The following is a 22,816-nucleotide window of genomic DNA, read 5'->3' on the forward strand; positions in this document are numbered from 1 at the left end:
TCCTGGGCATCGCCACCACCAAAGGCCCAATCTCCTACGATATGTTGATCGCGCCGGAAGCAAAGGGATAAGCCTTTTTTATTTTTCAGAATATGCGCTGAGATTTTTTATATTTCCGTCGACACAGCCAAATTGATGCTCCGGCGGGCCATCCCTGCCGCAAGGGCCGAAGACGAGATATCAGGGGGATAGGACACGGCGTGCCGGTGCTCAGGCCCCTGTTCTTTGGTGGTGCCCCTCGACGAGAGCGGCGACATGCCTCGCCCACAGGTCCAGGGCCTCCCGGCGCTCCGGAAGGTACCGGGCATGGTTATAGACCCCGGCAACACCCCCTCGGGTGCCGCTCACGTGGTTCAGGATGGCCTCCACGATATGCGGGGGGACCCCAAGGTCATGCAGCCGGGTGGAGACCGTGTGCCGCAGGCTGTGCCAGACCCACGGCGCCAGAGGCGGCAACCCCTCCGCCTCCCGCGCCGCCGTGATGGCCGCATCGATCCGGCGCTTGGCGGTCGAGAACCCGCTGACGCTGCTCCGCCCAGTGACCGTAAAGACGAAGTCGCTGCCATGGATACGTGGCCGGGCCCGGAGGATGGCCGCGCTGGCCGAAACCAGGGGCACGACATGGGGCTGTCCGTTCTTGGTGCGATCACCGGGCAGTTCGATGACCGGCGCATCCGTGTCCAGGTCGATCACCTCCGACCAGCGCAGATCGGCAATCTCGTTCCGCCGCTGGCCTGTCAGCAGGCACAGCTTGAAGACATCCTCGAAGGGGGGGGCCAGGGCTTCAAGCCCACACCAGACCCAGGGGATCTCCCGATCGGCAAGATACCTTTGCCGATGGACCTCGCGCGTGGGCTTGCGCACGCGGTCGGTCGGCACCGTCTTGATGATGTCCTGTTCAGCGCACCAGTCGAAGAACTTGCGAACATAGGCCAGCCACCGGTTGGCCCCGATCTCGGCCCCGCGCGCGACCATGGCCTCCATCACGGCGCGGACCTCCGGCTTCGTGATGGAGGCGACCGGACGGTCCTGCCAGGACGCCACCTCCGGCGCCCCGAGCAGGGCGCGACGGTACTCCCTGACCGTGCTGGGGCGCGTTCTGGGCTCGGCGTATTCCGTCAGGAACCGGCCGGCCACGGCGGCCACCGTGTTGCGGTGGGCTTCCTGGCGAGCCTCCGATGCCTTCTTCCGATCCAGACGCGGATCATCGCCGGCCGCGATCCTGTCGAGCCACTCGACGGCCTTCCGACGTGCGTCGGCCAGCCCGAGGCCAGGACCATCAGCGTTGACCCTGGCCCTGCCCAGCGTCAGGCGAACCTTCTTGCCGTGGATGCGAGTCAGCAGAATGTACGAGCGCACCCCAGACGCGGAGATGCGCAGACCGAACGCAGGAAGAGCCGCGTCGAACCAGTCCACCTGGCCTTCGGCGGGCGGCGACAGGCGGGCAACGCCCGCGGCAGTAAGCTTGGTCCTGGGCATGATGGGTCCGTTTCAAGGTACCGTCAAGGTACCACCTGAGGGCCGATAACGGCTGGTACCTTGCGATCATATCGAACGATGCCATATGGCACAATACGTTGTTTTTTATATGTTTATACTCCATCATCTACTCTGTTATGAAACGCACTGAGATAATGTTGCCTCTGTTTTGTAATCAGGGGGTTGCGGGTTCAAGTCCTGCCGGGGGCACCATTCAAGGCCCTGGAAACAAACACGTTTCCGGGGCCTTCGCCTCTCCGGAGCGCGGGCCTCAACACGCTGCGGACCCCATGCGGACCCCTCGGGATGAGGCGCCCATGTCGCCTTCCGTCGGTGCCCCCACGAAAAAACCCGCCCCCGTTGCCAGGGCCGGGTGGTCTGTTTGTGCCGGGCACCACCCTCCGGGCGATCCGCCATCTCAAACGCGGGCCGGGAGGATGGCCCCGACAGCCTCAGGATACCACCGGCCCGATCAGGCCGCCAGCGGGTCGCAACCTCCCGGCCGATCGAAGGGCGAGGCGTAGACCTCTGTCCCCAGGGCGCCGCCGACCTGCAGCGTCTGGCGGCGTTCCTGGATCCGCAGGCGCGCGGCGACCTCGTCCAGCGTTGCGGGCCGATCGTCGGGCCACGCCGCCCCGAGGGGCACCAGCACGGCGGCCCCGTCCTGCACCGAGCGGGCGACCCACTGCAGCAGCCGGCCCGGATGCCACAGCAGAGAGAGGCCATCTCCGACGGGATGCAGGTCCTTGGGTTCGATTGGATGCCAGGGATCGTGGGCGTTGGTCATCTCGTCACCTACAGTCTGGAGGGGCGGGCCCGGTCCAGATCGGGCCGGGGGTTGCCCTATAATCACAACACTGACAACATTCCGGGTCACAAGAAATCACAACGGGGTTGTGAAACGTGGACCCGATTCAATGCCGCATGGCCCGCACGGCTCTTTCACTGGGGGTCCGCGACCTTGCCGCCGCCGCTGGCGTCTCAACCCAGACCGTGGCCCGTTTTGAGCGGGGCGATCAGTTGAAGCCCGCCACCGTCGAAACCCTCCGCGCGGCCCTGGAAGCGGGGGGCGTCGAGTTCATCCCGGAGAACGGGGGCGGCCCGGGGGTGCGGCTCCGCCGGTCCTGACCGCCCCTCTACTCCCGGCGCTCTCGGCCGGTGGAGTAGGCCGCCGCCGCATCGCCGATGCCCTCGATCTCGTGGCCGGCGTAGGTGTAGCCGATCAGGTTCCCGACGTCGTTCCCGCCGGGCATGAACAGCAGCGCCCCCTTGGTGGCGTTCTTCAGCTGCGACGGGGTCAACTCGCCGTCGCCGAACAGCAGTTCAGCCCCAGCCCCCAGGGCCGCGCCGCCGCGCTCGAACAGCATGGTGATGGGCGAGATCGAGTAGCGGGCATAGCTGTCATCGTCGAAGGCCTGCCGGGTCGCGCTGAAGGTCGGGGACCCGATCACCGGGACGGCCGCGCTCAGGAAGCCCACGTTGCCCCAGAACACTTGTGCCAGCACGTCGTCGGTGTAACCGTCGCCCTCGTCGTCCTCGATGCCCGCGAAGGCGATCCCCAGCAGTTCCGACAGGGTGGCGGGGACCGCCGCGAACGACGCCCACACCGCAAGCCCCACCATGGCTTTCCGGATCACGCTGGCCTCGCGGGCGCCCACGGTGTATTGGGCAATGGCTCGGTTCGCGGTGGCGTTGAAGTAGCTGTAGAACAACAGCAGCATGCGTTGCGCCGGGGGGCCGACCTCCAGCCCCGACACGAAGAAAGGGTTGCTCGATCCCTGGGTGTCGTTCACCACCCGATCGGCCGACAGCACCGCGTCCCGCTCGGACATGCCCTGTTCGATGGCGCGACTGTAACCGGCCATCCAGACGGCGGGCTCCATCAGGTGGGCCATGCCCCGTTGCAGGACGTAGGCGTGTTTCACCGCCACGTTGGCTAGGCGCCGCGTGGTCGAGGCCTCCCGCACCAAGGCGCGGGCTTCCTCGATGGCGTCCTGTGCCGCGGCCCCCAGGCGCGCGGCCATCATGGGGGATTTCTCGAGGACGGTCCGGATCGTCTGAACGGGGGCGGCGAAGTGCTGGGCCAGGGACGACGCAAGCCGCCCGTACCCGACCACCGCGCCGGCCGGTGACAGGCCGGTGACCTGCTCGATGGCGTTCCGCACGTTGCCCGCCATGATGTGGACGGCGGACAGGGTGCGCATCCCCGGCAGGGTCGGACCCAAGGCCCGGTCGAAGCCGCTGGTCCCCGGCGTCGTCATGGTCTGGCTGACGCTCCGTTGCAGCCACGGCACCACCAGACGATCGACGAAGTGAAGTGCAAGGTCGTGCGCCCGGCGCTTGAAGGGGGCCGCGTTCACGATCCGGGCGATCGTGCGCGCCGTCGGCAGGATGTGAATGAACCGCAGTTCCTTGTCCAGGGCCGCCGGCAACATTTCCAGGTTCAGGTTCAGGGGGGCGTGCGGGGGCTCGGTGACCCGATCCTTGGTGAAGCTGTCCACCCCGCCGAACCCACCAAGAAGGCCGTCCTGTGCCGTCAGGTTCAGGTCCTGCAGCCGCTGGCCGGTGGGCGCCTTGGTCTTGTCGTACATGGCCGGGACGTACCCGCCCGGCATGGTCCCGAACGGGGTCTCCACCCTCACAACCGGAGCGCCGCCACCGCAACCACCCTGAGCCCGCCTCTCCCCACCTGATCACCTCACCGCCAATCCCGGCCAAACCACATCACAAACCCATCCTGAGAACTGCTGATGGCGCGCCGAGGGGCTTGTCAAGGGGCCGGGGACGCGTTAGAACGCGCGTCCAAACACACACGCGGGAGCGCGGCCCGGGTGCCGACCGCCATGGCGGATCGGGACCGGCGGGTCGTTCCGGTGTCGGCATGGCGCGGCGGCGGTCCCTTCGGGGCGTCCGGATGCGGGTGTCGGCTCAAGTCCCGCGGCGGACCAACCGGAAAACATCAAGGATTTCCGACTCATGACCATGCCGACCTTCACCATGCGCCAGTTGATCGAAGCTGGCTGCCACTTCGGCCACAACACCCGCCGGTGGAACCCCAAGATGGCCCCGTACCTGTTCGGGGTCCGGGACAACGTCCACATCATCGACCTGCAGCAGACCGTCCCGATGATGCACCGCGCCATGCAGGCGGTGCGGGAAGTGGTCGCGGGCGGCGGCCGCGTGCTGTTCGTCGGCACCAAGCGGCAGGCGCAGGAGATCGTGGCCGAGTCCGCGCAGCGCTGCGGCCAGTACTACGTGAACCACCGCTGGTTGGGCGGCATGCTCACCAACTGGAAGACCATCTCCCACTCCATCCGCCGCCTGCGCGAGCTGGAGGAGAAGCTGGACTCGGGCGAACTGTCCGCCCTGACCAAGAAGGAACTGCTCAACCTGAACCGCGAGAAGGACAAGCTGGACCTTGCCCTCGGCGGCATCAAGGAGATGGGCGGCCTGCCGGACATCCTGTTCATCATTGACACCGTGAAGGAGGATCTGGCGGTCGGCGAGGCCAACAAGCTGGGCATTCCGGTCGTCGCCGTGCTGGACAGCAACAGCGATCCCAAGGGCATCAGTTACCCGATCCCCGGCAACGACGATGCCCTCCGCGCCATCCAGACCTACTGCGATCTCATCAGCGGCGCCGCGCTGGACGGCATCCAGGCCGAGATGCACGCCGCCGGGGTGGACATCGGGGCCATGGAACAGGTCAGCGAGCCGGCCACCAGCGAGCCCGAGGCGGCCGCACCGGCCGAGGCCAGCCCCGAAGCCGGCGAGTCCCAGGCCAGCGCCGGCTGATCCCGGTCGGCGCGGCGAGGCGATGGCGGCGACCCCGGTTGCCGCCATTGTTTTGCGCCCCGCCGCGCGGCGAGGACCATCGTTACCCAACCGCCGGCGCGGCCCGTGCCCGTCGCACGCCCCGGGCGGTTCTGTTCAGACGGCGGGTGGGCGGGGCTCATCCGCCGCCGCATTGCACCGGACTTCAACGGCCCGTCGTGCGGGCCGTTGGCCCCGTTTGAGGCGCCCGCCGCACCCCCGTGTGCGCGGGCGCGTTCCCCTGCGAAGGAAAAGGAAGAGTCATGGCCGAGATCACCGCCTCCATGGTCAAGGACCTGCGCGAGAAGACTGGCGCGGGCATGATGGACTGCAAGAAGGCGCTGAACGAGACCGGCGGCGATCTGGAAGCCGCCGTGGACTGGCTGCGCAAGAAGGGCCTTGCCGCCGCCGCCAAGAAGGCCGGGCGCGTCGCCGCCGAAGGCCTCGTCGCGGTCAAGGCCGAGGGCACCCGGGGCGCCGTCATCGAGCTGAACGCCGAGACGGACTTCGTGGCCCGCAACGACACCTTCCAGGGCCTGGTCGAGGCGCTGGCCGGCTTGGCGCTGGCCGAGGGTGACGACATCGAGGCCCTGAAGGGCAAGGACTTCCCGGGCACCGGCCGCACCGTCGCCGAAGAGCTGACCCATCAGGTCGCCACCATCGGCGAGAACATGAACCTGCGCCGCGCCAAGGTGCTTGAGGTGGGCAGCGGCCTCGTCGCCGCCTACGTCCACAACGCCGTCCGCCCGGGTCTGGGCCGCATCGGCGTGCTGGTGGCCCTGGAGTCGGACGGCGACGCCGCCCGCCTGGGCGAGCTGGGCAAGAACCTAGCCATGCACGTGGCCGCCGCCTCGCCGCAGTTCCTGAGCCGCGACGACGTGGACTCCGAGGCGCTCGACCGCGAGCGCGCGGTGCTGACCGATCAGGCGCGCGCGTCCGGCAAGCCCGACAACATCATCGAGAAGATGGTGGAGGGCCGCTTGCGCAAGTACTACGAAGAGGTCTGCCTGCTCGACCAGATCTACGTCATGGACAACGAGACCAAGGTGGAAAAGGTCGTCGAAGCCGCCGCCAAGGACATGGGCACCGCCGTCACGCTGACCGGCTTCGTGCGCTTCAACCTGGGTGAGGGCATCGAGAAGGAAGACAAGGACTTCGCCGCCGAGGTCGCCGAGCAGCTCAACAAGTAACCGAACGCCCCCCCGCCCTGCCCCCCGCGCCCGCCCGGGCGGCCCGGTCACGGCCCGGTGGGGGTGGGGCGGGGTTTTCCGGCTTTGGTGACCCGCGATACTGGCCAGAAGGCCGGTTCAGGCTTATACCAGCGGCGGATGAGTGTGGTGGATGCGCCGCTCCCGCCGCCGGCCGGTCTCGGGCTGCAACGCTCGCCGGCGCAGACCGTTGGTCTTGGGGCGAGGCGTCATTGATCGACCGGCGTGGACAGGCCCGCCCCGTCCCCGGCGCCCGTGTCTGGAACGGCCCCGGGGCGCGAAGGCGATTGGACAGAAAGGACGGCGCGATGGTCAAGGCGGTGCCCCTGGAACGGACGGACCCGGACGACATCGGGCCGGCCGGCGGGTTCTCTCCCCGGCGTGTCCTGCTCAAGCTGTCGGGCGAGGGCCTGATGGGCGCGCAGGGCTACGGCCTCGACATGGACGTCGTGCGACGTCTGGCCCGCGAGATCAAGGCCGTGCACGAGGCCGGCAAGGAACTCTGTCTGGTCATCGGCGGCGGCAACATCTTCCGGGGTCTGTCCACGGCCGCGCAGGGCATGGACCGCACCAGCGCCGATCACATGGGCATGCTGGCGACCGTCATGAACGCGCTGGCGGTGCAGAACTTCCTGGAGAAGGAAGGGGTCCCGACCCGCGTGCAGTCGGCGATTCCCATGGCGTCGATCTGCGAACCGTACATCCGGCGGCGCGCCATCCGGCACATGGAAAAGGGCCGCGTGGTCATCTTCGCGGCCGGCACGGGCAACCCGTTCTTCACCACCGACACCGCGGCCGCCCTGCGCGCCGTCGAGATGAACTGCGACGCCCTGCTGAAGGCGACGCAGGTGGACGGGGTCTACGACGCCGACCCCAAGCTGGTGCCCACGGCAAACCGCTACGATAGCCTGACGTTTGGCGATGTGCTGCGCCAGGACCTGCGGGTGATGGACACCTCGGCGATTGCCTTGGCGCGGGACAATGGGATACCAATCCTCGTGTTCTCGCTGCAACAACCGGGCGCATTGGCCGAGGTGCTGCGCGGCGCCGGGCGATACACGATCATTCGTGAGGAGATCTGACGTGAGCGACAAACCAGCGGACTTCGCGGCTCTCAAGAAGGACCTGAAACACCGCATGGACAGCACGCTGGACGTGCTGCGCCGGGAGTTCGCCGGCCTGCGGACGGGCCGCGCCCATACCAGCCTGCTGGATCCGGTGACCGTGGACGCCTACGGCTCCTCGATGCCGCTCAACCAGGTCGCCAACGTCTCCGTCCCGGAGCCGCGGATGCTGACCGTCCAGGTGTGGGACCGCACCATGGCCAAGGCCGTGGAAAAGGCCATCCGGGATGCCGGCCTCGGGCTCAACCCGGCGTCGGAAGGCCAGACCATCCGCGTGCCCATCCCGCCGCTGAACGAGGAACGCCGCACCGAGCTGACCAAGGTCGCAGGCAAATACGCCGAGCACGCCCGTGTGGCCGTTCGCAACGTCCGGCGCGACGGCATGGAACAGTTGAAACGGATGGAGAAGGACGGCGACATCTCGCAGGACGACCACAAGAAGTTCGGCTCCGAGGTTCAGGGCCTGACCGACGACGCCATCAAGCACGTGGATGAAGCCCTGACCCACAAGGAGCAGGAGATCATGCAGGTCTGACGGGCCGGATTATCCCCCAAGGATGACGCGGTCTTTCCGTAATCCAGCCGTTTTGGTGTAGTGTCCTGCCGTCAGGCCCGGCCCGGCCCCCGGACCGAGACCGGCCCCCGATCCTCATCCTGTTGGACTCCTGCATGTCGCACGCGCCCGCCCCGCAACCCGCCGACCCGCCGTCGCCCCTCCATGTCGCCATCATCATGGACGGCAACGGGCGCTGGGCCCGGTCGCGCGGACTGCCCCGGACCGAGGGCCACCGCAAGGGGGCGGAAGCCGTGCGGGCCTCCGTGACGGGGGCGGTGCGGCTGGGGGTCTCCCATCTGACACTGTTCGGCTTCTCGTCCGAGAACTGGCGCCGCCCGGCCGAGGAGATCTCGACGCTGATGGGCCTGCTGCGGTTCTACCTGCGGCGCGACCTGGACGAGCTGGCGCGGGAAGGCGTGCGCCTGCGCGTGATCGGCGAGCGCAGCCGGTTCACCCCGGACATCCTGAGCCTGATCGAGACGGCGGAGCGGCGCACGGCCGCGAACACCCGCCTGGACCTGACCATCGCCCTGAACTACGGCGGCCGCGCCGAAATCGTGCGGGCCGCCCGCCGTCTGGCGGACCGCGCCGTCGCGGGCGATCTGGCGCCCGCCGACCTGGACGAGTCGCGGTTCGCCGAGGAACTCTATGCGCCGGACCTGCCGGATCCGGATCTGCTGATCCGCACCAGTGGCGAGCAGCGCATCAGCAACTTCCTGCTGTGGCAGATCGCCTATGCCGAGCTTGTGTTCCTGGACGTGGCCTGGCCCGATTTCGGCGAGGGCCATCTGTCGGCGGCGCTGGAGGAATTCCGCGCGCGCGACCGGCGTTTCGGCGCCGTGTCGGTCTGAGGCTGGCCCCGCATGACGTTGCCGCCGACACCCCCTGCCCCCGCGCCCGCCGGAAACGAGGCCCTGCGCAAACGGGTCCTGTCCGCGATCGTGCTGGTGCCGGTGGCCCTGGCGGTCGAGGTGCTGGGCTGGCCCTGGTTCGACCTGATGGTGGCCCTCGGGGCCGCCGTGGTCGCCTGGGAATGGAGCCGTGTCTGCTGCGGGCGACAGGGCGGTCTGGGCCTGATCCTGATGGCCGTGGTCGCGATCGCGCCGCTGCTGGTGGCGCCGTTGGGCCTTTGGGCGCTGCTGGTGCCGCCGCTGGGTCTGCTGGTGGCGCTGTACCGCGTGGATGCCGACCGCCGCCGGCCCCTCTGGATCGGCGCCGGCAGCCTCTACATCGGCTTGCCGGCCATCGCGCTGGTCTGGATCCGCCTGGATGCGGGGTGGCAAACGGTGCTCTGGCTGTTCCTGGTCGTCTGGACCACGGACATCGCGGCCTATGTCTTCGGGCGCAGCATCGGCGGCCCCAAGCTGTGGCGCCGGGTCAGCCCGAACAAGACCTGGGCGGGCTTCCTGGGCGGCATTTTCACCGCCGCCCTGGTGGCCGCGCTGACCGGCTACGCCATGGGCACCGTCGCGCTGCCGTGGGTCGCGCTGCTGGCGCTCGGACTGGGGATTGTCTCCCAGGGCGGAGATCTGTTTGAATCCGCTTTCAAACGCCGCTTCCGGGTCAAGGACAGCAGTGGTCTGATCCCCGGCCACGGCGGGCTGATGGATCGGGCGGACGGCCTGATCGCGGCCACGCCGGTGCTTGCACTGGCCGTATTCCTGTCGGAGGGGGGAATCGAGACATGGTAGGACGCATTGGGACCGGACCGCAGGCGGCGGACCTCATGACCGCGGAGCCCCGCCCCTCCAACGGCGAACCGCGCCGGGTCACGGTGCTCGGCTCGACCGGGTCGATCGGCACCAACACGCTGGACCTGATCGACCGCAACCGCGACCGCTATCAGGTCGAAGCCCTGACGGCCAACAGCAACGTGGCCGCTCTGGCCGAGCAGGCCCGCGCCTTCGATGCCCGCCTTGCGGTGGTGGCCGACCCGGCCCGCTATGCCGACCTCAAGGACGCGCTCGCGGGCACGGACATCGAGGCCGCCGCCGGTCCCGAGGCCCTGAAGGAGGCCGCCGCGCGCCCCGCCGACTGGGTCATGGCCGCCATCGTCGGGGCGGCCGGGTTGGAACCGACCCTGGAGGCCGTCAACCGCGGCGCCACGGTCGCCCTCGCCAACAAGGAATGCCTGGTCTGCGCCGGCACCCTGTTCATGCGCGCGGTGGCCGAGAAGGGGGCGACCCTGCTGCCGGTGGACAGCGAGCACAACGCCATCTTCCAGGTGTTCGACTTTTCGCAGAAAGACAAGATCGACCGCATCATCCTGACCGCCTCCGGCGGCCCGTTCCGCACCTGGACGCGCGAGCAGATGGCCGCGGTCACCCCGGAACAGGCGGTGGCCCATCCCAACTGGTCCATGGGCGCCAAGATCTCGGTGGATTCCGCCACCATGATGAACAAGGGCCTGGAGTTCATCGAGGCCCACCATATCTTCGGCATGCCGATCGACCGCATCGACATCCTGGTGCATCCGCAGTCGGTGATCCACTCCATGGTGTCCTACGTGGATGGCTCGGTGCTGGCCCAGCTCGGCACGCCGGACATGCGCACGCCCATCGCCTTCACGCTCGGCTGGCCGGAGCGGATGGCCGCGCCAACCCCGCGCCTGGATCTGGGCGCCATCGGCACCCTGCAGTTCGACAGCCCGGACGACACGCGCTTCCCTGCATTGCGTCTCGTTCGCGAGGCCTTGCGCATCGGCGGCGCCGCGCCCACTATTCTGAATGCCGCCAACGAGGTGGCCGTCGCCGCGTTCCTGGCCCGCCGGATCGGCTTCCTGGACATCGCGGCCCTGGTCGAACGCTCGCTGGAACGGCTCCCGAACGCACCCCTGACGTCGCTTGAGGATGTGTTGCGCGTGGACCGGGACGCCCGGACCGTGTGTACCGATCTGATCCAGGCCGCCGCCGCCTGACGGCGGGGACCCGGCGTCCCGCAGTCGAAAGAGACAGCCGCCGTGCTTACCGTCATCGCCACCCTGATCGTCTTCACCGTCGTCGTGTTCGTGCACGAGATGGGGCATTTCCTCGTCGCCCGCTGGAACGGCGTGCGGGTGGAGGTGTTCTCCATCGGCTTCGGACCGGAGCTGTTCGGGTTCAATGATCGGTACGGCACGCGCTGGAAGGTGGCCGCCCTGCCCCTTGGCGGCTACGTCAAGTTCTTCGGCGATGCGGACGCCAGCAGCGCCACCACGGACTCGCGCGACCTGACGGACGAGGAAAAACGGGTCTCGTTCCACCACAAGTCCGTCTGGCAGCGCATCGCAATCGTGTTCGCCGGCCCGGCCGCCAACCTGATCTTCGCCATTATGGTCTTCTCGGCCGTCTATCTGACCGTGGGCCAGATGGTCACGCCGCCCGTGGTGTCCGAGGTCATGCCGGACAGCGCCGCCGAGCAGGCCGGCCTGCAGTCCGGCGATCGCATCGTCGCGATCGATGGCCGCGAGATCTCCCGGTTCGAGGAGATCCAGCATCTGGTGCCCCTGGCCAACGGGGCAACCATGACCCTGACCGTCCGGCGCGACGGTGAAACGCTGGGGCTGGAGGTCACGCCCACGATTCAGGAGATCACGGACTCCTTCGGCGAGACCCGAAAGCAGGCCGTGCTCGGCATCACCGCCAGCACCAGCGAGGACGACCTGATCCGCCTGGGCCCGCTGGACTCGGTGGGCGCGGCCTTCAGCCAGGCCTATGGTCTGACCGAGGCCACCGTCATCAGCATCGGCCAGATGATTTCGGGCGAGCGCGGAACGGAAGACCTGGGCGGCCCCATCCGCATCGCCGAGATGTCCGGACAGGTGGCCGAACTGGGCGTGGTCAGCCTGATCCTGTTCACCGCCTTCCTGTCGGTCAATCTGGGCCTCATCAACCTGCTGCCCATTCCGGTGCTGGACGGCGGCCATCTGGTGTTCTATGGTATCGAGGCCGTGCGCGGGCGCCCCGTGAACGAGCAGGCGCAGGAGTACGGCTTCCGCCTCGGCCTGGTCATCGTGGTCGGCCTTATGATCTTCGTGACCTGGAACGACATCGTCCGCGAGGTCAACCAGTTCCTTGAAGGGTAAGACCCAACGGCATCTGACGATGACCGTTGGAGTCCTTGGCCAGCCCTCTCCCCCACCCGGCCACCCAACGCAAGTATCCTATGGGTGGCCGGGTGGGGGAGAGGGCTGGTGCCGAATAGGCGGGTGAGTCCCACTCACCCGCCGCTGTTATAAAGGGCAAATGCGTGACGCGGCGGCGGGATCGGCCTATAGTGCCCGGCACGACCGCTTGAGGGGGTAGGCTTTGAGGACGGGAAGCAGACGACTGGCCGCGGCGCTGTTGGCGGTCACGTTGACCTCGGGGACCACACTGTGGACCGCGCAGATGGCCCCGGCCCTGGCACAGTCCGGGCCGATCGTCGAGCGCATCCTGGTCGAGGGCGCCCAGCGCATCGAGCCCGACACCATCCGCACCTATCTGACCGTGCGCGAGGGCGACGCCTTCGAGCCGGGCCAGATGGACCGTTCGCTGAAGGCGCTGTTCGCCACCGGCCTGTTCGCCGATGTCTCATTGCGGCGCGAGGGCAACGACCTCGTGGTGGTCGTGGTCGAGAACCCGATCATCAACCGCGTCGCCTTCGAAGGCAACAAGCGCATCGACAACGAAGAGCTTGAGGCCGAGGTCACCATGCGCCCGCGTGTGGTCTACACCCGCGCCAAGGTGCAGGACGATGTCCGGCGCATCCTCGACGTCTACCGTCGCTCCGGCCGCTACGCCGTGTCCGTCGATCCCAAGATCATCGAGTTGCCGCAGAACCGCGTGGATCTGGTGTTCGAGATCGACGAGGGACCGGCGACCTACGTGCGGCGCATCACCTTCGTCGGCAACAGCAGGTTCAGCGACTCCTCGCTGCGCGAGGTCATCGCGACCAAGGAGGAACGCTGGTACCGGCTGCTGTCCAGTTCCGACACCTTCGACCCGGACCGCCTGACCTTCGACCGCGAGTTGCTGCGCCGGTACTACCTGGAGAACGGCTATGCGGACTTCGAGGTGCGCTCGGCCATCGCCGAGCTGACGCCCGACCGCGAAAGCTTCTTCATCACCATCACCGTGGACGAGGGCCAGCGCTACCGCGTGGGCGACGTGGGTCTGGAGACCTCGCTTGAGGACCTCTCGCCCGAGGCCCTGCGCCCCGAGGTGGAACTCGCCGAAGGCGACTGGTACGACGCCGAAGCGGTGGAAGACTCCGTCCAGAACATCACCGAGCGGGTGGGCGCTCTGGGCTACGCCTTCGTGGACGTGCGCCCCAAGATCGACCGCGACCGCGAGGCCGGGACCATCGCCCTGACCTTCGACGTGCGCGAGGGACCGCGCGTGTTCGTGGAGCGCATCGACATCGAAGGCAACGTGCGCACCCTGGACGAGGTGATCCGGCGCGAGTTCCAGTTGGTCGAGGGCGATGCCTTCAACTCCGCCAAGCTGCGCCGGTCGCGCCAGCGCATCCAGGACCTGGGCTTCTTCAAGTCGGTGGAGGTGACCAACGAGCCGGTGGTGGACAATCCGGACCGCACGGTCATCAAGGTGGACGTGGAAGAGCAGTCCACCGGCGAGCTGAGCTTCGGCGTCGGCTGGTCCTCCACCGTCGGCGCCATGGTCGAGGTGGGCGTGCGCGAGCGCAACCTTCTGGGTCGGGGTCAGGACCTGTCCGCCCGCGTCAGTTGGGCGCAGCGGCGCAGCCAGGTGGACCTCAGCTTCACCGAGCCGTACTTCCTCGGCCGGCCCATCTCCGCCGGCGTTGATCTGTTCGCGACGGAACAGGATCTGGAGGACGAAAGCTCCTACGAGGTCCGCAAGCAGGGTGGCGCGCTGCGCTTCGGCTACCGCTACTCGGACAACCTGCGCCACGACTTCAAGTACACCCTGCAGCGCCAGGAAATCTTCAACGTCGATGACGACGCCTCGCTGTTCATCCGTCAGCAGGACGGCACCGAGGTGCTGTCCATGATCGGCCAAGCCCTGACCTACGACACCCGGGACTCGCGCCTGATCCCGACCGAGGGCTACCGCCTGCGGCTGAGCAACGACATCGCCGGTCTGGGCGGCGACGCCCAGTTCCTGCGCGCGGATGTCGAGGCGTCGTACTACTACCCCCTCGGCGACGAGTTGAACTGGAGCCCCGAATGGGTCATCGGCGTGCGGGGCCACGCCGGCTACATGGTCGGTCTGGGCAAGGACGTCACCATCCAGCACCGCTACTTCCTGGGCGGATCGAACCTGCGCGGGTTCGAGGCCTCGGGCGCCGGCGCGCGCGACCGCGCCACCGACGACGCCCTGGGCGGCAACTGGATCACCGACGCCAGCCTGGAACTGCGGGTGCCGCTCGGTCTGCCCGAGGAACTGGGCCTGGGAGCCAAGGTCTTCACGGACTGGGGCATGTCCGGCGAGCCCGACGGGGTGCCGGACGGCAGCCTGGACTATGACATGACCCTGCGCGGGTCGGTCGGCGCCGGCCTGCTGTGGTCGTCGCCCATCGGCCCCGTGAACCTTGAACTGGCCATGCCGGTGGTCAAGGAGTCGTACGACAGGGAGGAGTTCTTCCGCGTCAGTTTCGGCTCGCGGTTCTAGGCAGTTCGGCCGCCTGGCGCGTTCCCGGCGCTTTTCTTCGCGGCCCCATCTGGTCTAAAGTCCGCCGCGTCACCGGACGGCCCTGCCGGCCGACCCGTTCCTATTCTTGTCCCGAGGTGATGATGTTCCCGTCGATCCATCGTTCGCGCTTCATGCTCGCCGCGCTCGCGCTTCTGCTGGCCGGGGCGGTCTCCGCCACGATGCCAGCGACGGTGGCGCGCGCCCAGGACCCGTTCCCCAACGCCGCCATCGGCATCATCGACATGCAGCGCATCCTGCGGGATTCGACGGCGGCCCAGGGCGTGGATCAGACCCGGCAGTCCTACCTGGACTCCTACAACAAGCAGACCGCCGCCGAGGAACAGGCCCTGCGCGAGGAACAGCGCGGCCTGTCGCTGGCCCCCAACCAGGCGCCGACCCCGGAGTTGCAGCAGAAGGCCCGCGCCTTCCAGAACAAGGTGGCGCAGTTCGAGCAGCGGGTGGCCGAGCGCCGCCGCAACCTGGAACGCGCCCTGTCCATGGCGCTGTCCCAGGTGCAGCAGATGATTACCGTGGTCGCCGACGAGGTGGCCGCCGAGCGCGGCATCAATCTGGTGCTGTACCGCTCCCAGGTGCCTCTGTTCGATCCCCGCATGGAGATGACGGAAGATGTCCTCACGCGGCTGAACGAGCGTCTGCCGGAGGTCGAGTTCCCCGACCCCGCGAACCTGCCGGCATCCGGGTCCGGACAGTAGTCGAGGCCCCGCGCGCGGGCTTGTCTTGAGCGGCGACTGTTATATTGTGTGCGCCGCGGTCAACAGGGGGGAAGCCGCCAGCGGCCACCCCCCGGCCAATTCTGGCCGTTGTGTCATGATTGTTCGTGCCCGGCGCAGCGGACCGGCCGATACACAGGAAGGCTTGAGGGGATGGACGACTTCGGAAAGGTCCAGGACAAGGGCATCGTGATTGAAGCGGACCGGATCCGCGACATGATCCCCCATCGGTATCCGTTCCTCATGGTGGACCGGGTGGTGGATGTGCATCTCGACGACCGCGCTGTGGGCGTCAAGAACGTCACCTGCAACGAGCCCCATTTCCAGGGCCATTTCCCGAGCATGGCCGTGATGCCCGGCGTCCTCGTCATCGAGGCCATGGCCCAGACCGCGGGCGTGCTGGTGGTCGCCACGCTGGGACCGTCGGCGGAGGGCAAGCTGGTCTACTTCATGGGGATCGACACCGCCCGCTTCCGCAAGCCCGTCGTCCCCGGAAACCAGTTGCTGCTTCACGTCAACAAGGAGCGCAACCGGGGCAACGTCTGGAAGTTCTCCGGCCGGGGCATGGTGGGCGACACCGTGGTCGCCGACGCCACCTTCTCGGCCATGATCCTGGACAACTAGCGCGCCCCCACGGCCGTCGCGGTCCGACTCCATCTGCCCTCCCCCGCCTTTCACGCGCCAGACCCGAAGGGGACACCCGCGCCCATGGCCGACATTCATCCTTCCGCCGTCGTCGATCCCGCCGCCACCCTGGCCGACGACGTCACCATCGGCCCCTTCTGTACCGTCGGGCCGAAGGTCACGCTGGAGTCCGGCGTCCGCCTGATCTCTCACGTCGTCGTGGACGGTCTGACCCGGGTCGGCGCCAACACCAAGGTCTATCCGTTCGCATCGATTGGCATGCCGCCCCAGGACCTGAAGTTCCGGGGCGAGGAAACCGAGCTGGTCATCGGGGCCGGCAACACCATCCGCGAACACGCCACCATGAACCCGGGCACCGAAGGCGGCGGCGGCGTCACCCGCATCGGGGACGGCGGCCTGTTCATGGTCGGCTGTCACGTGGCCCATGACTGCCAGATCGGCGACGGCGTCATCCTGGCCAACAATGTGCTGCTGGCCGGTCACATCGCCATCGGCGACCACGCCATCCTGGGGGGCGGCAGCGCGGTGCACCAGTTCGTGCGCATCGGCAGGCACGCCATGGTCGGCGGCGTCTCCGGCGTCGAGACCGATGTCATTCCCTTCGGCTCGGTCATGGGCAACCGGGCCCGCCTGCACGGGCTGAACCTGATCGGCCTGAAGCGGCGCGGCTTCTCGCGCGAAGAGATCCAGGCGCTGCGCTCGGCCTACCGGATGCTGTTCGAGGAAGACGGCGTCATCGCCGACAGGGCCGAGGAGGTCGCGGCCAGCTTCGACGGCGTCGCCCCGGTCATGGAGGTCCTGGAGTTCGTGCGCGGCAAGTCGGACCGGGGCCTTTGCCGACCGGCCCATCCCGGAACCGAACTGCTCTGAGCCGGCCGGGCCGGGCCATGACGGACCAGCCCCTGCCATCCGAGTCGCCGCTGGCGCTGATCGCCGGGCGCGGCGACCTGCCGGTGCGGGTGGCGCAACGCTGTGTGGCCGAGGGCCGCGCCCTCCACGTGCTGGTCATTCGCGGTCACGGCGACCCCGACGCCTATGCCGCCCTGAACGTTCCGGTGACCACCTATCGCCTGGGCGAGGCCGGGACCGCCCGCGACTATCTGCGCACGCACGGCATCCGCGATCTGATCCTGGCCGGCGGAGTCCCCCGCCCCAGCCTGATGAGCCTGTGGCCGGACGCCTACACCGCCCGCTTCATCGCCCGTGTGGGCATGCGCGCGCTGGGGGACGACGGCCTGTTGCGCGCCGTCATGGACCAGATGGCGGCCGAGGGCCTGACGGTCCATCCCGTCCAGGCCGTGCTGTCCGACGCCTTGGGACCGGCCGGTTTGCTGACGATGGCGACTCCGGACGACGCCGCCTGGACCGACATCCGGCGCGGGCTGGCGGTGGGTCGCGCCCTGGGCCGCGCCGACGTGGGCCAGTCCGTCGTCGTGCAGCAGGGGCTCGTCCTGGGGGTCGAGGCCGTCGAGGGCACCGACGCGCTGCTCGCCCGCTGCGGCGATCTGCGGCGCGCGGGTCCGGGCGGCGTGCTGGTCAAGCTGTGCAAGCCGGGCCAGGACACGCGGGCGGACCTGCCCACCCTGGGCGTGCCCACGGTCGAGGCCGCGCACGCCGCCGGTCTGCGCGGCATCGCCTATCAGGCCGGGGCGTCCCTGCTGGTCGCCCCGGAGGCCATGGCGGCGCGCGCCGATGCGCTGGGCCTGTTCCTGCTCGGGCTGGAGGACGACCACGCGGCCGAAGCGCCCCCCCCTGCCCCGGCCCCGCCCCCTGCCGACTCCGATGCCCCCCTGGTCTACCTCATCACGGGCGAGCCCTCCGGCGACCTGCTGGCGGCCCGTCTGATGGCCGCACTGCGCGACCGGCTGGCGGACCGGGTGCGGTTCGCCGGGATCGGCGGCGAGGCCATGGCCGAACAGGGCCTCGTCAGCCGCATCGATCAGCGCGAACTGGCCATCATGGGGTTCCTGGAGGTGCTGCCCCGCGCCCTGGCCCTCAAGCGCCGCATCGCCGAGACCGTCGCGCATATCGAGGCGTCCCGGCCCGCCGTGGTGGTGACCGTGGACTCGTGGGGCTTCACGGGCCGCGTGGCCGAGGCGCTGAAGGACCGGGGCTCGACCATCCCCCGCGTGCACTACGTCGCGCCGATGGTCTGGGCCTGGAAGGAGAACCGCAAGCATGCCGTGGCCGCGCGCGTGGATCACCTGATGACGCTGTGGCCCTTCGAGTGCGCCTATTTCTCGCCCCTGGGGCTCGCCTGCACCCATGTGGGCCACGCGGTGATCGAGTCCGGGGCCGACCGGGGCGACAGCGCGGGCTTCCGCGCCGCGCACGGCATCCCGGCGGACGCGCCGCTTCTGGTGGTGCTGCCGGGCAGTCGGCGGACGGAGGTGGGGCGCCTGCTGCCGGTGTTCCGCGAGGCGGTGGCACAGTTGGCCGCCGCGCGCCCCGGGCTGCGGGTGGTGGCGCCCACGGTCGCCACGGTGGCCGAGACGGTGGAGTCCGCCCTGCGGGACTGGCCCGTGCCCGCCGTCGCCGTGCGCGGCACGGCGGCGAAATACGATGCCTTCGCGGCCGCGAATGCCGCCCTCGCCGCCTCGGGCACGGTCAGCCTGGAACTGGCCATGGCCGGCGTGCCGCACGTCATCGCATACCGGGTCAACCCGCTGTCGGCGGCGATCTTCCGCCGCATGACCAGGCTCAAGTATGCGGGGCCGGTCAACCTGCTGCTGGACCGGCTGGTGGTGCCGGAGTTGTTGCAGGAGACCTGCCGCCCGGACCGTCTGGTGGCGGCGGTCGCCCCCCTGCTGGACGGCGCGGCAGAGGCCGAGGCCCAGCGCGCCCTGCTGTCCGAAGCCTGCACGCGCCTTGCCGGAAAACCGGACGCCCCGCCCCCCAGCGCGCGCGCCGCCGCCGTGATCCTCGACCGGCTGGGGTGAGGCGGATCGCATCCGTCTCGGACTCCCCCTCGATCAAAACGCCGCGTGCCCCATCGCGGCGACGGCCCGGCCGGCGGCCTCGGCGGCGGCGTCGATGTCCGCTTCCCGCCCGGCCAGGGTCAGGCGACCGAAGGCGCCCACCGCGCGCACGTCCACCAAGGTGATGTTGGCGGCCTTTTCCGCCTCGTTGGCGGCGTACATGACATAGCCGGCCGGTTCGGTCTCCAGGATGAACAGGCTCTGCCCGGGCAGGATCATCGAGCCGCGCCGGTCCTGGCGGTTGATGAGCGTGGCATGGTCGGGGGCGATGGCCCGGATGGTCTCGGTCCAGGCCACCCGGCAGGGCCGCCGCGCGCTGCGATCCAGGCCCAGGCGCGCCAGGACGGCATCGCTGGCGGTCAGCACGTCCGACTGGTCGCGGTGGTGGATCACCATGGAGCCGAAGGCGCGCTCCACCACAAGCTGCCCCAGATGTACCCGGGTCGCCTTCAGGGCCACATCGGTCAGGCGGTGGATGGCCATGCCCGGCTCCACCTCCATCCACAGGCAGGCATCGCCCGGCACCGGCAGGAAGCCCTGCGCCACGGTCCCCAGATAGGTGGCAAGCTGCGGTTGCAGCGAGTCGATGAACACGTGGGTGCGCAGGGTAATCATGCCGCCACTCTCCGGCCGCGCCGCAGGGCGTCGGTCTTGCGCAGCATGCGGTGGACGGACCGCATGGTGTTGAAGCGCCGCACGGCGCGCAGGGGCACCCAGGCCACGGCGTGGGCCTCGTCCGGGTTGCCGGGGGGCGTCATGCGGTCGTCCATCTCCAGCAGAAAGCGGATGTCGTAGTGGTCGTGGTGGGGCTCGGCCGGGGTGTCCGGGATGGCGTGCACGTCCACATCGAAGATCGCGTGGGACAACGGGCGCACGCTGTCTTCGGGCATGCCGGCTTCCTCCCAGGTCTCCCGGAGCGCGACCCGCAGCAGGTCGGGGTCTCCGTCGGCGTGGCCCCCGGGTTGCAGCCACAGGTCCAGCTTGCGGTGCAGCACCAGCAAGACATGATCGCGCGCGGGGTTGAGCACCCAGGCGGACCCGCTGAGGTGCGCGCGCAGGGGCGCACGATCGAAGCAGTCCGGGATCTCCGCCACGAAGCGGCGGGCGCGGGTGGTCATCGCCGCTTCCTCGGGAAAGCGCGAGCGGTGGGCGTCCAGCAGGTCCAGCAGGCCAGCGCGGCCGGGATCGATCATGCCGCCTCCCCCCCGGACGGGCCGGCGTCCAGCCCCAATTCGCCCAGCAGCCGGCCCACCTGGGCGCGGATCACCGGCTCCTGCTCGCGCGCGAAGGCCAGCAGGGCGGCGGCCGCCGGCGACAGGTCCCGGCCCTGGTTGTGCACCAGCCACCACTGCCGATGGATCGGGAAGCCCTCCACATCAAGCGCGCACAGCGGCCCCGCCGCCCCTTCCACCGACAGGGTGTGCAGCGACACGACGGCGAGCCCGAGCCCGGCGATGGCGGCGTGCTTGATGGCCTCGTTGCTGCCCAGCTCCATGCGGACGTGCGGCGTCAGCCCGGCGTCCGCGAACGCCCGCACCGTGGCCTGGCGGGTGCCCGACCCCGGCTCGCGCAGGATGAACGGCTCGGCGGCCAGCGCCTTCAGGGGAATGCGCCCCTGCCCCGCCAGCCGATGATCGCGCGGCGCCACGACGATCAGGGGATTGGGCGCGAACGGATGCAGCGCCACGTCCAGGTCGTCGAAGTCCGGCTGGCCGAAGATGTACAGGTCGTCGTCCTGGTTCCGGATGCGCTCGATGACGCGGTCCCGGTTGGTGACCTTCAACGAGATGTCGATGTCCGGATAGCGCCGGCTGAACGCCCCCAAAAGCTCCGGCGCGAAGTATTTGGCCGTCGTGATGACCGCCAGCCGCACCCGGCCCCGGCGCAGGCCCTGGTACTCGGCAACCCAGTCCTCCATGTCGCCCAGCGCCTCGAACACCCGGTCGGCGGCGAGGGCCAGACGCCGCCCGGCCTCGGTCGGACGCACCTGACGCCCCACCTGCTCGAACAGCGGCACGCCGACGGCGTTGGAGAGCTTCTTGATCTGCATGGACACGGTCGGCTGGGTCACGAACAGGGCCTCGCTGGCCTTGGTGAAGCTGCCCAGCCGCACGATGGCCGCGAAGATCTGCAACTGCCGCAAGGTCGCATGGCGGGCCAGACGGGTGACCGCGCCGGCGTCCAGGGGCTGGTCGCGTTCCTCGCTCATGGCCGGCCTCGTCCCCCGCGTCCCTGCATGTGCGTCACCCCTCGAACGGCCGGGTGAACTTCTCCGGCGAGATCACGGACACATCGCTGACGTACAGGGTGAGATGATGGCCGCGCGCGATCAGCCGCTTGATGTCGTCCAGCAGCGGATCCAGCCGATCCGCCGGCAGAATCACCTCGACCAGGATGTTGGCATCGAAGTCCAGGCCGGTCTGCTCGCCGCGCGACCCGGCCCCGCGCGCCGGCACGATGGTGTAGCCGCTGGTGCCGCGCTCGCGGAACAGCCTGACCAGACGGCCTTCCAGCATGCTGGTGGTGATGATGGTCACCAGTTTTTCCGGATACAGATCGACCATGAGGTCCGTTCCTTCCTTCGCCCGTTCGTCCCGTTGTCCTGTTCGGCCCCCGCGGGGCGCCTCTCCCGATGACATCACACCCCCGCCAAAAAAGTGACCATGGCGTGATACAGCGGGATCCCCAGCACCACGTTGAAGGGGAAGGTGATGCCCAGGGACAGGGTAAGGTACAAGGACGGATTGGCTTCCGGAACGGCCAGTCGCATGGCCGGCGGCACCGCGATGTAGGAGGCGCTGGCCGCCAGCACGGCCACCAGGGTCGCCCCGCCCACGCTGAAGTCCAGCGCCAGGGACCCGATCAGGGCCCCCACCGCGCCGCCGACGATCGGCATGACGATCCCGAACACCGCCAGGATCGCGCCGACGCGCTTGAAATCCTGGAGCCGCCGCGCGGCCTCCATGCCCATCTCGAACAGGAACAGGCACAGCGCGCCCATGAAGATGTCGTCGATGAACGGCTTCAGCTTGTCCATGGCGTTGGGCAGCGAGATCGCGCCGATGGCCATGCAGCCGACCAGGATGACCACGCTGCCGTTGGTGAAGGCCCCGTGCAGCAGGCTGCGCAGGCTGGTGGTGTCCTCGCCCCGGCCGTTCGTCGTGGCGGTTCCGTTGGATCCGGCCGCCGCCCGCACCTTCTGCCGCGCCCGCGCGGCCAGCAGCAGCCCGACCACGATCGCCGGCGATTCCATCACCGCCAGCATGATGAGCGGATAGGTCTCGTAGGCCAGGCCCTGGGTGTCGAGCCAGGCCATGGCGGCCAGGAACGTGCCGGCGCTGACCGACCCGTAATGGGCGGCGATGGCGGCGGCGTCCAGCGGCCCGACGCGCCGGGTCGCGGTCAGCAGACCATACCCGATGACCGGCATGCCGAACCCGAGCAGCAGCGCCCAGACGATGGCGCTGACGGCCGAGCCAAGGTCGGCCTTGGCCAGTTCCACGCCCCCATGCAGGCCGATGGACATCAGCAGGTAGATGGACAGCGCCTTGGCCAGCTCCGGCGGGAACTTCAGGTCCGACTTGATGACCCTCGCAATGACCCCGAGCGCGAAGAACAGAACCGCGGGGATCATCAGGTTGCTCAGCATGCTT

The 22,816-nt window shown here is 69.0% G+C and carries 22 protein-coding genes; 14 read left to right on the top strand and 8 right to left on the bottom strand.

Annotated elements, in window-relative coordinates:
• Positions 1 to 210: 210 nt before the first annotated feature.
• Both GHC57_RS12520 and GHC57_RS12525 read right to left on the bottom strand, forming a co-directional pair.
• A complete protein-coding gene (locus GHC57_RS12520; protein WP_153344731.1) occupies positions 211 to 1,479 on the bottom strand; it encodes a tyrosine-type recombinase/integrase in 1,269 nt (422 codons plus the stop codon).
• Between the two features lie 472 nt (positions 1,480 to 1,951).
• Complete coding sequence (locus GHC57_RS12525) at positions 1,952 to 2,266, bottom strand: hypothetical protein (RefSeq protein WP_153344732.1); 315 nt, start codon at positions 2,264 to 2,266, stop codon at positions 1,952 to 1,954.
• 137 nt (positions 2,267 to 2,403) lie between these two features.
• Between GHC57_RS12525 and GHC57_RS12530 the strand changes: the two genes are divergently transcribed.
• On the top strand, positions 2,404 to 2,607 hold the full coding sequence (locus GHC57_RS12530; protein ID WP_153344733.1) for a helix-turn-helix domain-containing protein: 204 nt from the start codon (positions 2,404 to 2,406) through the stop codon (positions 2,605 to 2,607).
• Positions 2,608 to 2,615: 8 nt separating this feature from the next.
• Here the strand turns inward: GHC57_RS12530 and GHC57_RS12535 are convergent, their stop codons facing one another.
• The gene (locus GHC57_RS12535) at positions 2,616 to 4,094 is read right to left on the bottom strand and encodes a hypothetical protein (RefSeq protein WP_211369186.1); all 1,479 of its coding nucleotides are present in this window, start codon (positions 4,092 to 4,094) and stop codon (positions 2,616 to 2,618) included.
• A 361-nt stretch (positions 4,095 to 4,455) separates the two neighbouring features.
• Between GHC57_RS12535 and rpsB the strand changes: the two genes are divergently transcribed.
• The 13 genes from rpsB (at position 4,456) to lpxB (ending at position 19,124) form a co-directional block, all read left to right on the top strand.
• Complete coding sequence (gene rpsB, locus GHC57_RS12540; protein ID WP_153344737.1) at positions 4,456 to 5,274, top strand: 30S ribosomal protein S2; 819 nt, start codon at positions 4,456 to 4,458, stop codon at positions 5,272 to 5,274.
• A gap of 281 nt (positions 5,275 to 5,555) precedes the next feature.
• Complete coding sequence (tsf, locus tag GHC57_RS12545) at positions 5,556 to 6,482, top strand: translation elongation factor Ts (protein WP_153344739.1); 927 nt, start codon at positions 5,556 to 5,558, stop codon at positions 6,480 to 6,482.
• Positions 6,483 to 6,808: 326 nt separating this feature from the next.
• The gene (gene pyrH / locus GHC57_RS12550) at positions 6,809 to 7,582 is read left to right on the top strand and encodes a UMP kinase (RefSeq protein WP_153344741.1); all 774 of its coding nucleotides are present in this window, start codon (positions 6,809 to 6,811) and stop codon (positions 7,580 to 7,582) included.
• A 55-nt stretch (positions 7,583 to 7,637) separates the two neighbouring features.
• Positions 7,638 to 8,159: a ribosome recycling factor gene (gene frr, locus GHC57_RS12555; RefSeq protein ID WP_211369189.1), complete on the top strand. Its 522-nt coding sequence runs from the start codon at positions 7,638 to 7,640 to the stop codon at positions 8,157 to 8,159.
• A 134-nt stretch (positions 8,160 to 8,293) separates the two neighbouring features.
• Positions 8,294 to 9,031, top strand: a complete 738-nt coding sequence (locus GHC57_RS12560; protein ID WP_153344745.1) for an isoprenyl transferase — start codon at positions 8,294 to 8,296, stop codon at positions 9,029 to 9,031.
• A gap of 12 nt (positions 9,032 to 9,043) precedes the next feature.
• The gene (locus GHC57_RS12565; RefSeq protein WP_153344747.1) at positions 9,044 to 9,871 is read left to right on the top strand and encodes a phosphatidate cytidylyltransferase; all 828 of its coding nucleotides are present in this window, start codon (positions 9,044 to 9,046) and stop codon (positions 9,869 to 9,871) included.
• A gap of 35 nt (positions 9,872 to 9,906) precedes the next feature.
• Positions 9,907 to 11,097: a 1-deoxy-D-xylulose-5-phosphate reductoisomerase gene (locus GHC57_RS12570; protein WP_153344749.1), complete on the top strand. Its 1,191-nt coding sequence runs from the start codon at positions 9,907 to 9,909 to the stop codon at positions 11,095 to 11,097.
• 42 nt (positions 11,098 to 11,139) lie between these two features.
• On the top strand, positions 11,140 to 12,243 hold the full coding sequence (rseP, locus tag GHC57_RS12575; protein ID WP_343031171.1) for an RIP metalloprotease RseP: 1,104 nt from the start codon (positions 11,140 to 11,142) through the stop codon (positions 12,241 to 12,243).
• A 304-nt stretch (positions 12,244 to 12,547) separates the two neighbouring features.
• Positions 12,548 to 14,788: an outer membrane protein assembly factor BamA gene (gene bamA, locus GHC57_RS12580; RefSeq protein WP_153344751.1), complete on the top strand. Its 2,241-nt coding sequence runs from the start codon at positions 12,548 to 12,550 to the stop codon at positions 14,786 to 14,788.
• A 122-nt stretch (positions 14,789 to 14,910) separates the two neighbouring features.
• Positions 14,911 to 15,522: an OmpH/Skp family outer membrane protein gene (locus GHC57_RS12585; protein WP_170294861.1), complete on the top strand. Its 612-nt coding sequence runs from the start codon at positions 14,911 to 14,913 to the stop codon at positions 15,520 to 15,522.
• Between the two features lie 171 nt (positions 15,523 to 15,693).
• On the top strand, positions 15,694 to 16,164 hold the full coding sequence (fabZ, locus tag GHC57_RS12590) for a 3-hydroxyacyl-ACP dehydratase FabZ (RefSeq protein WP_153344755.1): 471 nt from the start codon (positions 15,694 to 15,696) through the stop codon (positions 16,162 to 16,164).
• Between the two features lie 84 nt (positions 16,165 to 16,248).
• The gene (gene lpxA / locus GHC57_RS12595; RefSeq protein WP_153344757.1) at positions 16,249 to 17,055 is read left to right on the top strand and encodes an acyl-ACP--UDP-N-acetylglucosamine O-acyltransferase; all 807 of its coding nucleotides are present in this window, start codon (positions 16,249 to 16,251) and stop codon (positions 17,053 to 17,055) included.
• 17 nt (positions 17,056 to 17,072) lie between these two features.
• Positions 17,073 to 19,124 carry a lipid-A-disaccharide synthase gene (lpxB, locus tag GHC57_RS20460; protein ID WP_153344759.1) on the top strand — a complete coding sequence of 684 codons (2,052 nt, stop codon included), beginning with the start codon at positions 17,073 to 17,075 and terminating at the stop codon, positions 19,122 to 19,124.
• 33 nt (positions 19,125 to 19,157) lie between these two features.
• On the opposite strand, the gene GHC57_RS12605 is transcribed toward lpxB, so the two are convergent.
• The 5 genes from GHC57_RS12605 to GHC57_RS12625 form a co-directional block, all read right to left on the bottom strand.
• Complete coding sequence (locus GHC57_RS12605) at positions 19,158 to 19,778, bottom strand: hypothetical protein (protein WP_153344761.1); 621 nt, start codon at positions 19,776 to 19,778, stop codon at positions 19,158 to 19,160.
• On the bottom strand, positions 19,775 to 20,356 hold the full coding sequence (locus GHC57_RS12610; protein ID WP_153344763.1) for an NUDIX hydrolase: 582 nt from the start codon (positions 20,354 to 20,356) through the stop codon (positions 19,775 to 19,777). Before GHC57_RS12610 ends, GHC57_RS12605 begins: the two co-directional genes overlap by 4 nt.
• Positions 20,353 to 21,372 (bottom strand): LysR family transcriptional regulator, encoded by a 1,020-nt coding sequence (locus GHC57_RS12615; RefSeq protein WP_153344765.1) that lies wholly within the window; start codon positions 21,370 to 21,372, stop codon positions 20,353 to 20,355. Before GHC57_RS12615 ends, GHC57_RS12610 begins: the two co-directional genes overlap by 4 nt.
• A gap of 34 nt (positions 21,373 to 21,406) precedes the next feature.
• Positions 21,407 to 21,727, bottom strand: a complete 321-nt coding sequence (locus GHC57_RS12620) for a P-II family nitrogen regulator (RefSeq protein WP_153344767.1) — start codon at positions 21,725 to 21,727, stop codon at positions 21,407 to 21,409.
• 74 nt (positions 21,728 to 21,801) lie between these two features.
• Positions 21,802 to 22,812, bottom strand: a complete 1,011-nt coding sequence (locus GHC57_RS12625) for a sodium-dependent bicarbonate transport family permease (RefSeq protein ID WP_153344769.1) — start codon at positions 22,810 to 22,812, stop codon at positions 21,802 to 21,804.
• Positions 22,813 to 22,816: the final 4 nt, after the last annotated feature.

The sequence above is a fragment of the Roseospira navarrensis genome, assembly GCF_009601025.1.
In the GTDB taxonomy this organism is placed as follows: Bacteria; Pseudomonadota; Alphaproteobacteria; order Rhodospirillales; family Rhodospirillaceae; genus Rhodospira; species Rhodospira navarrensis.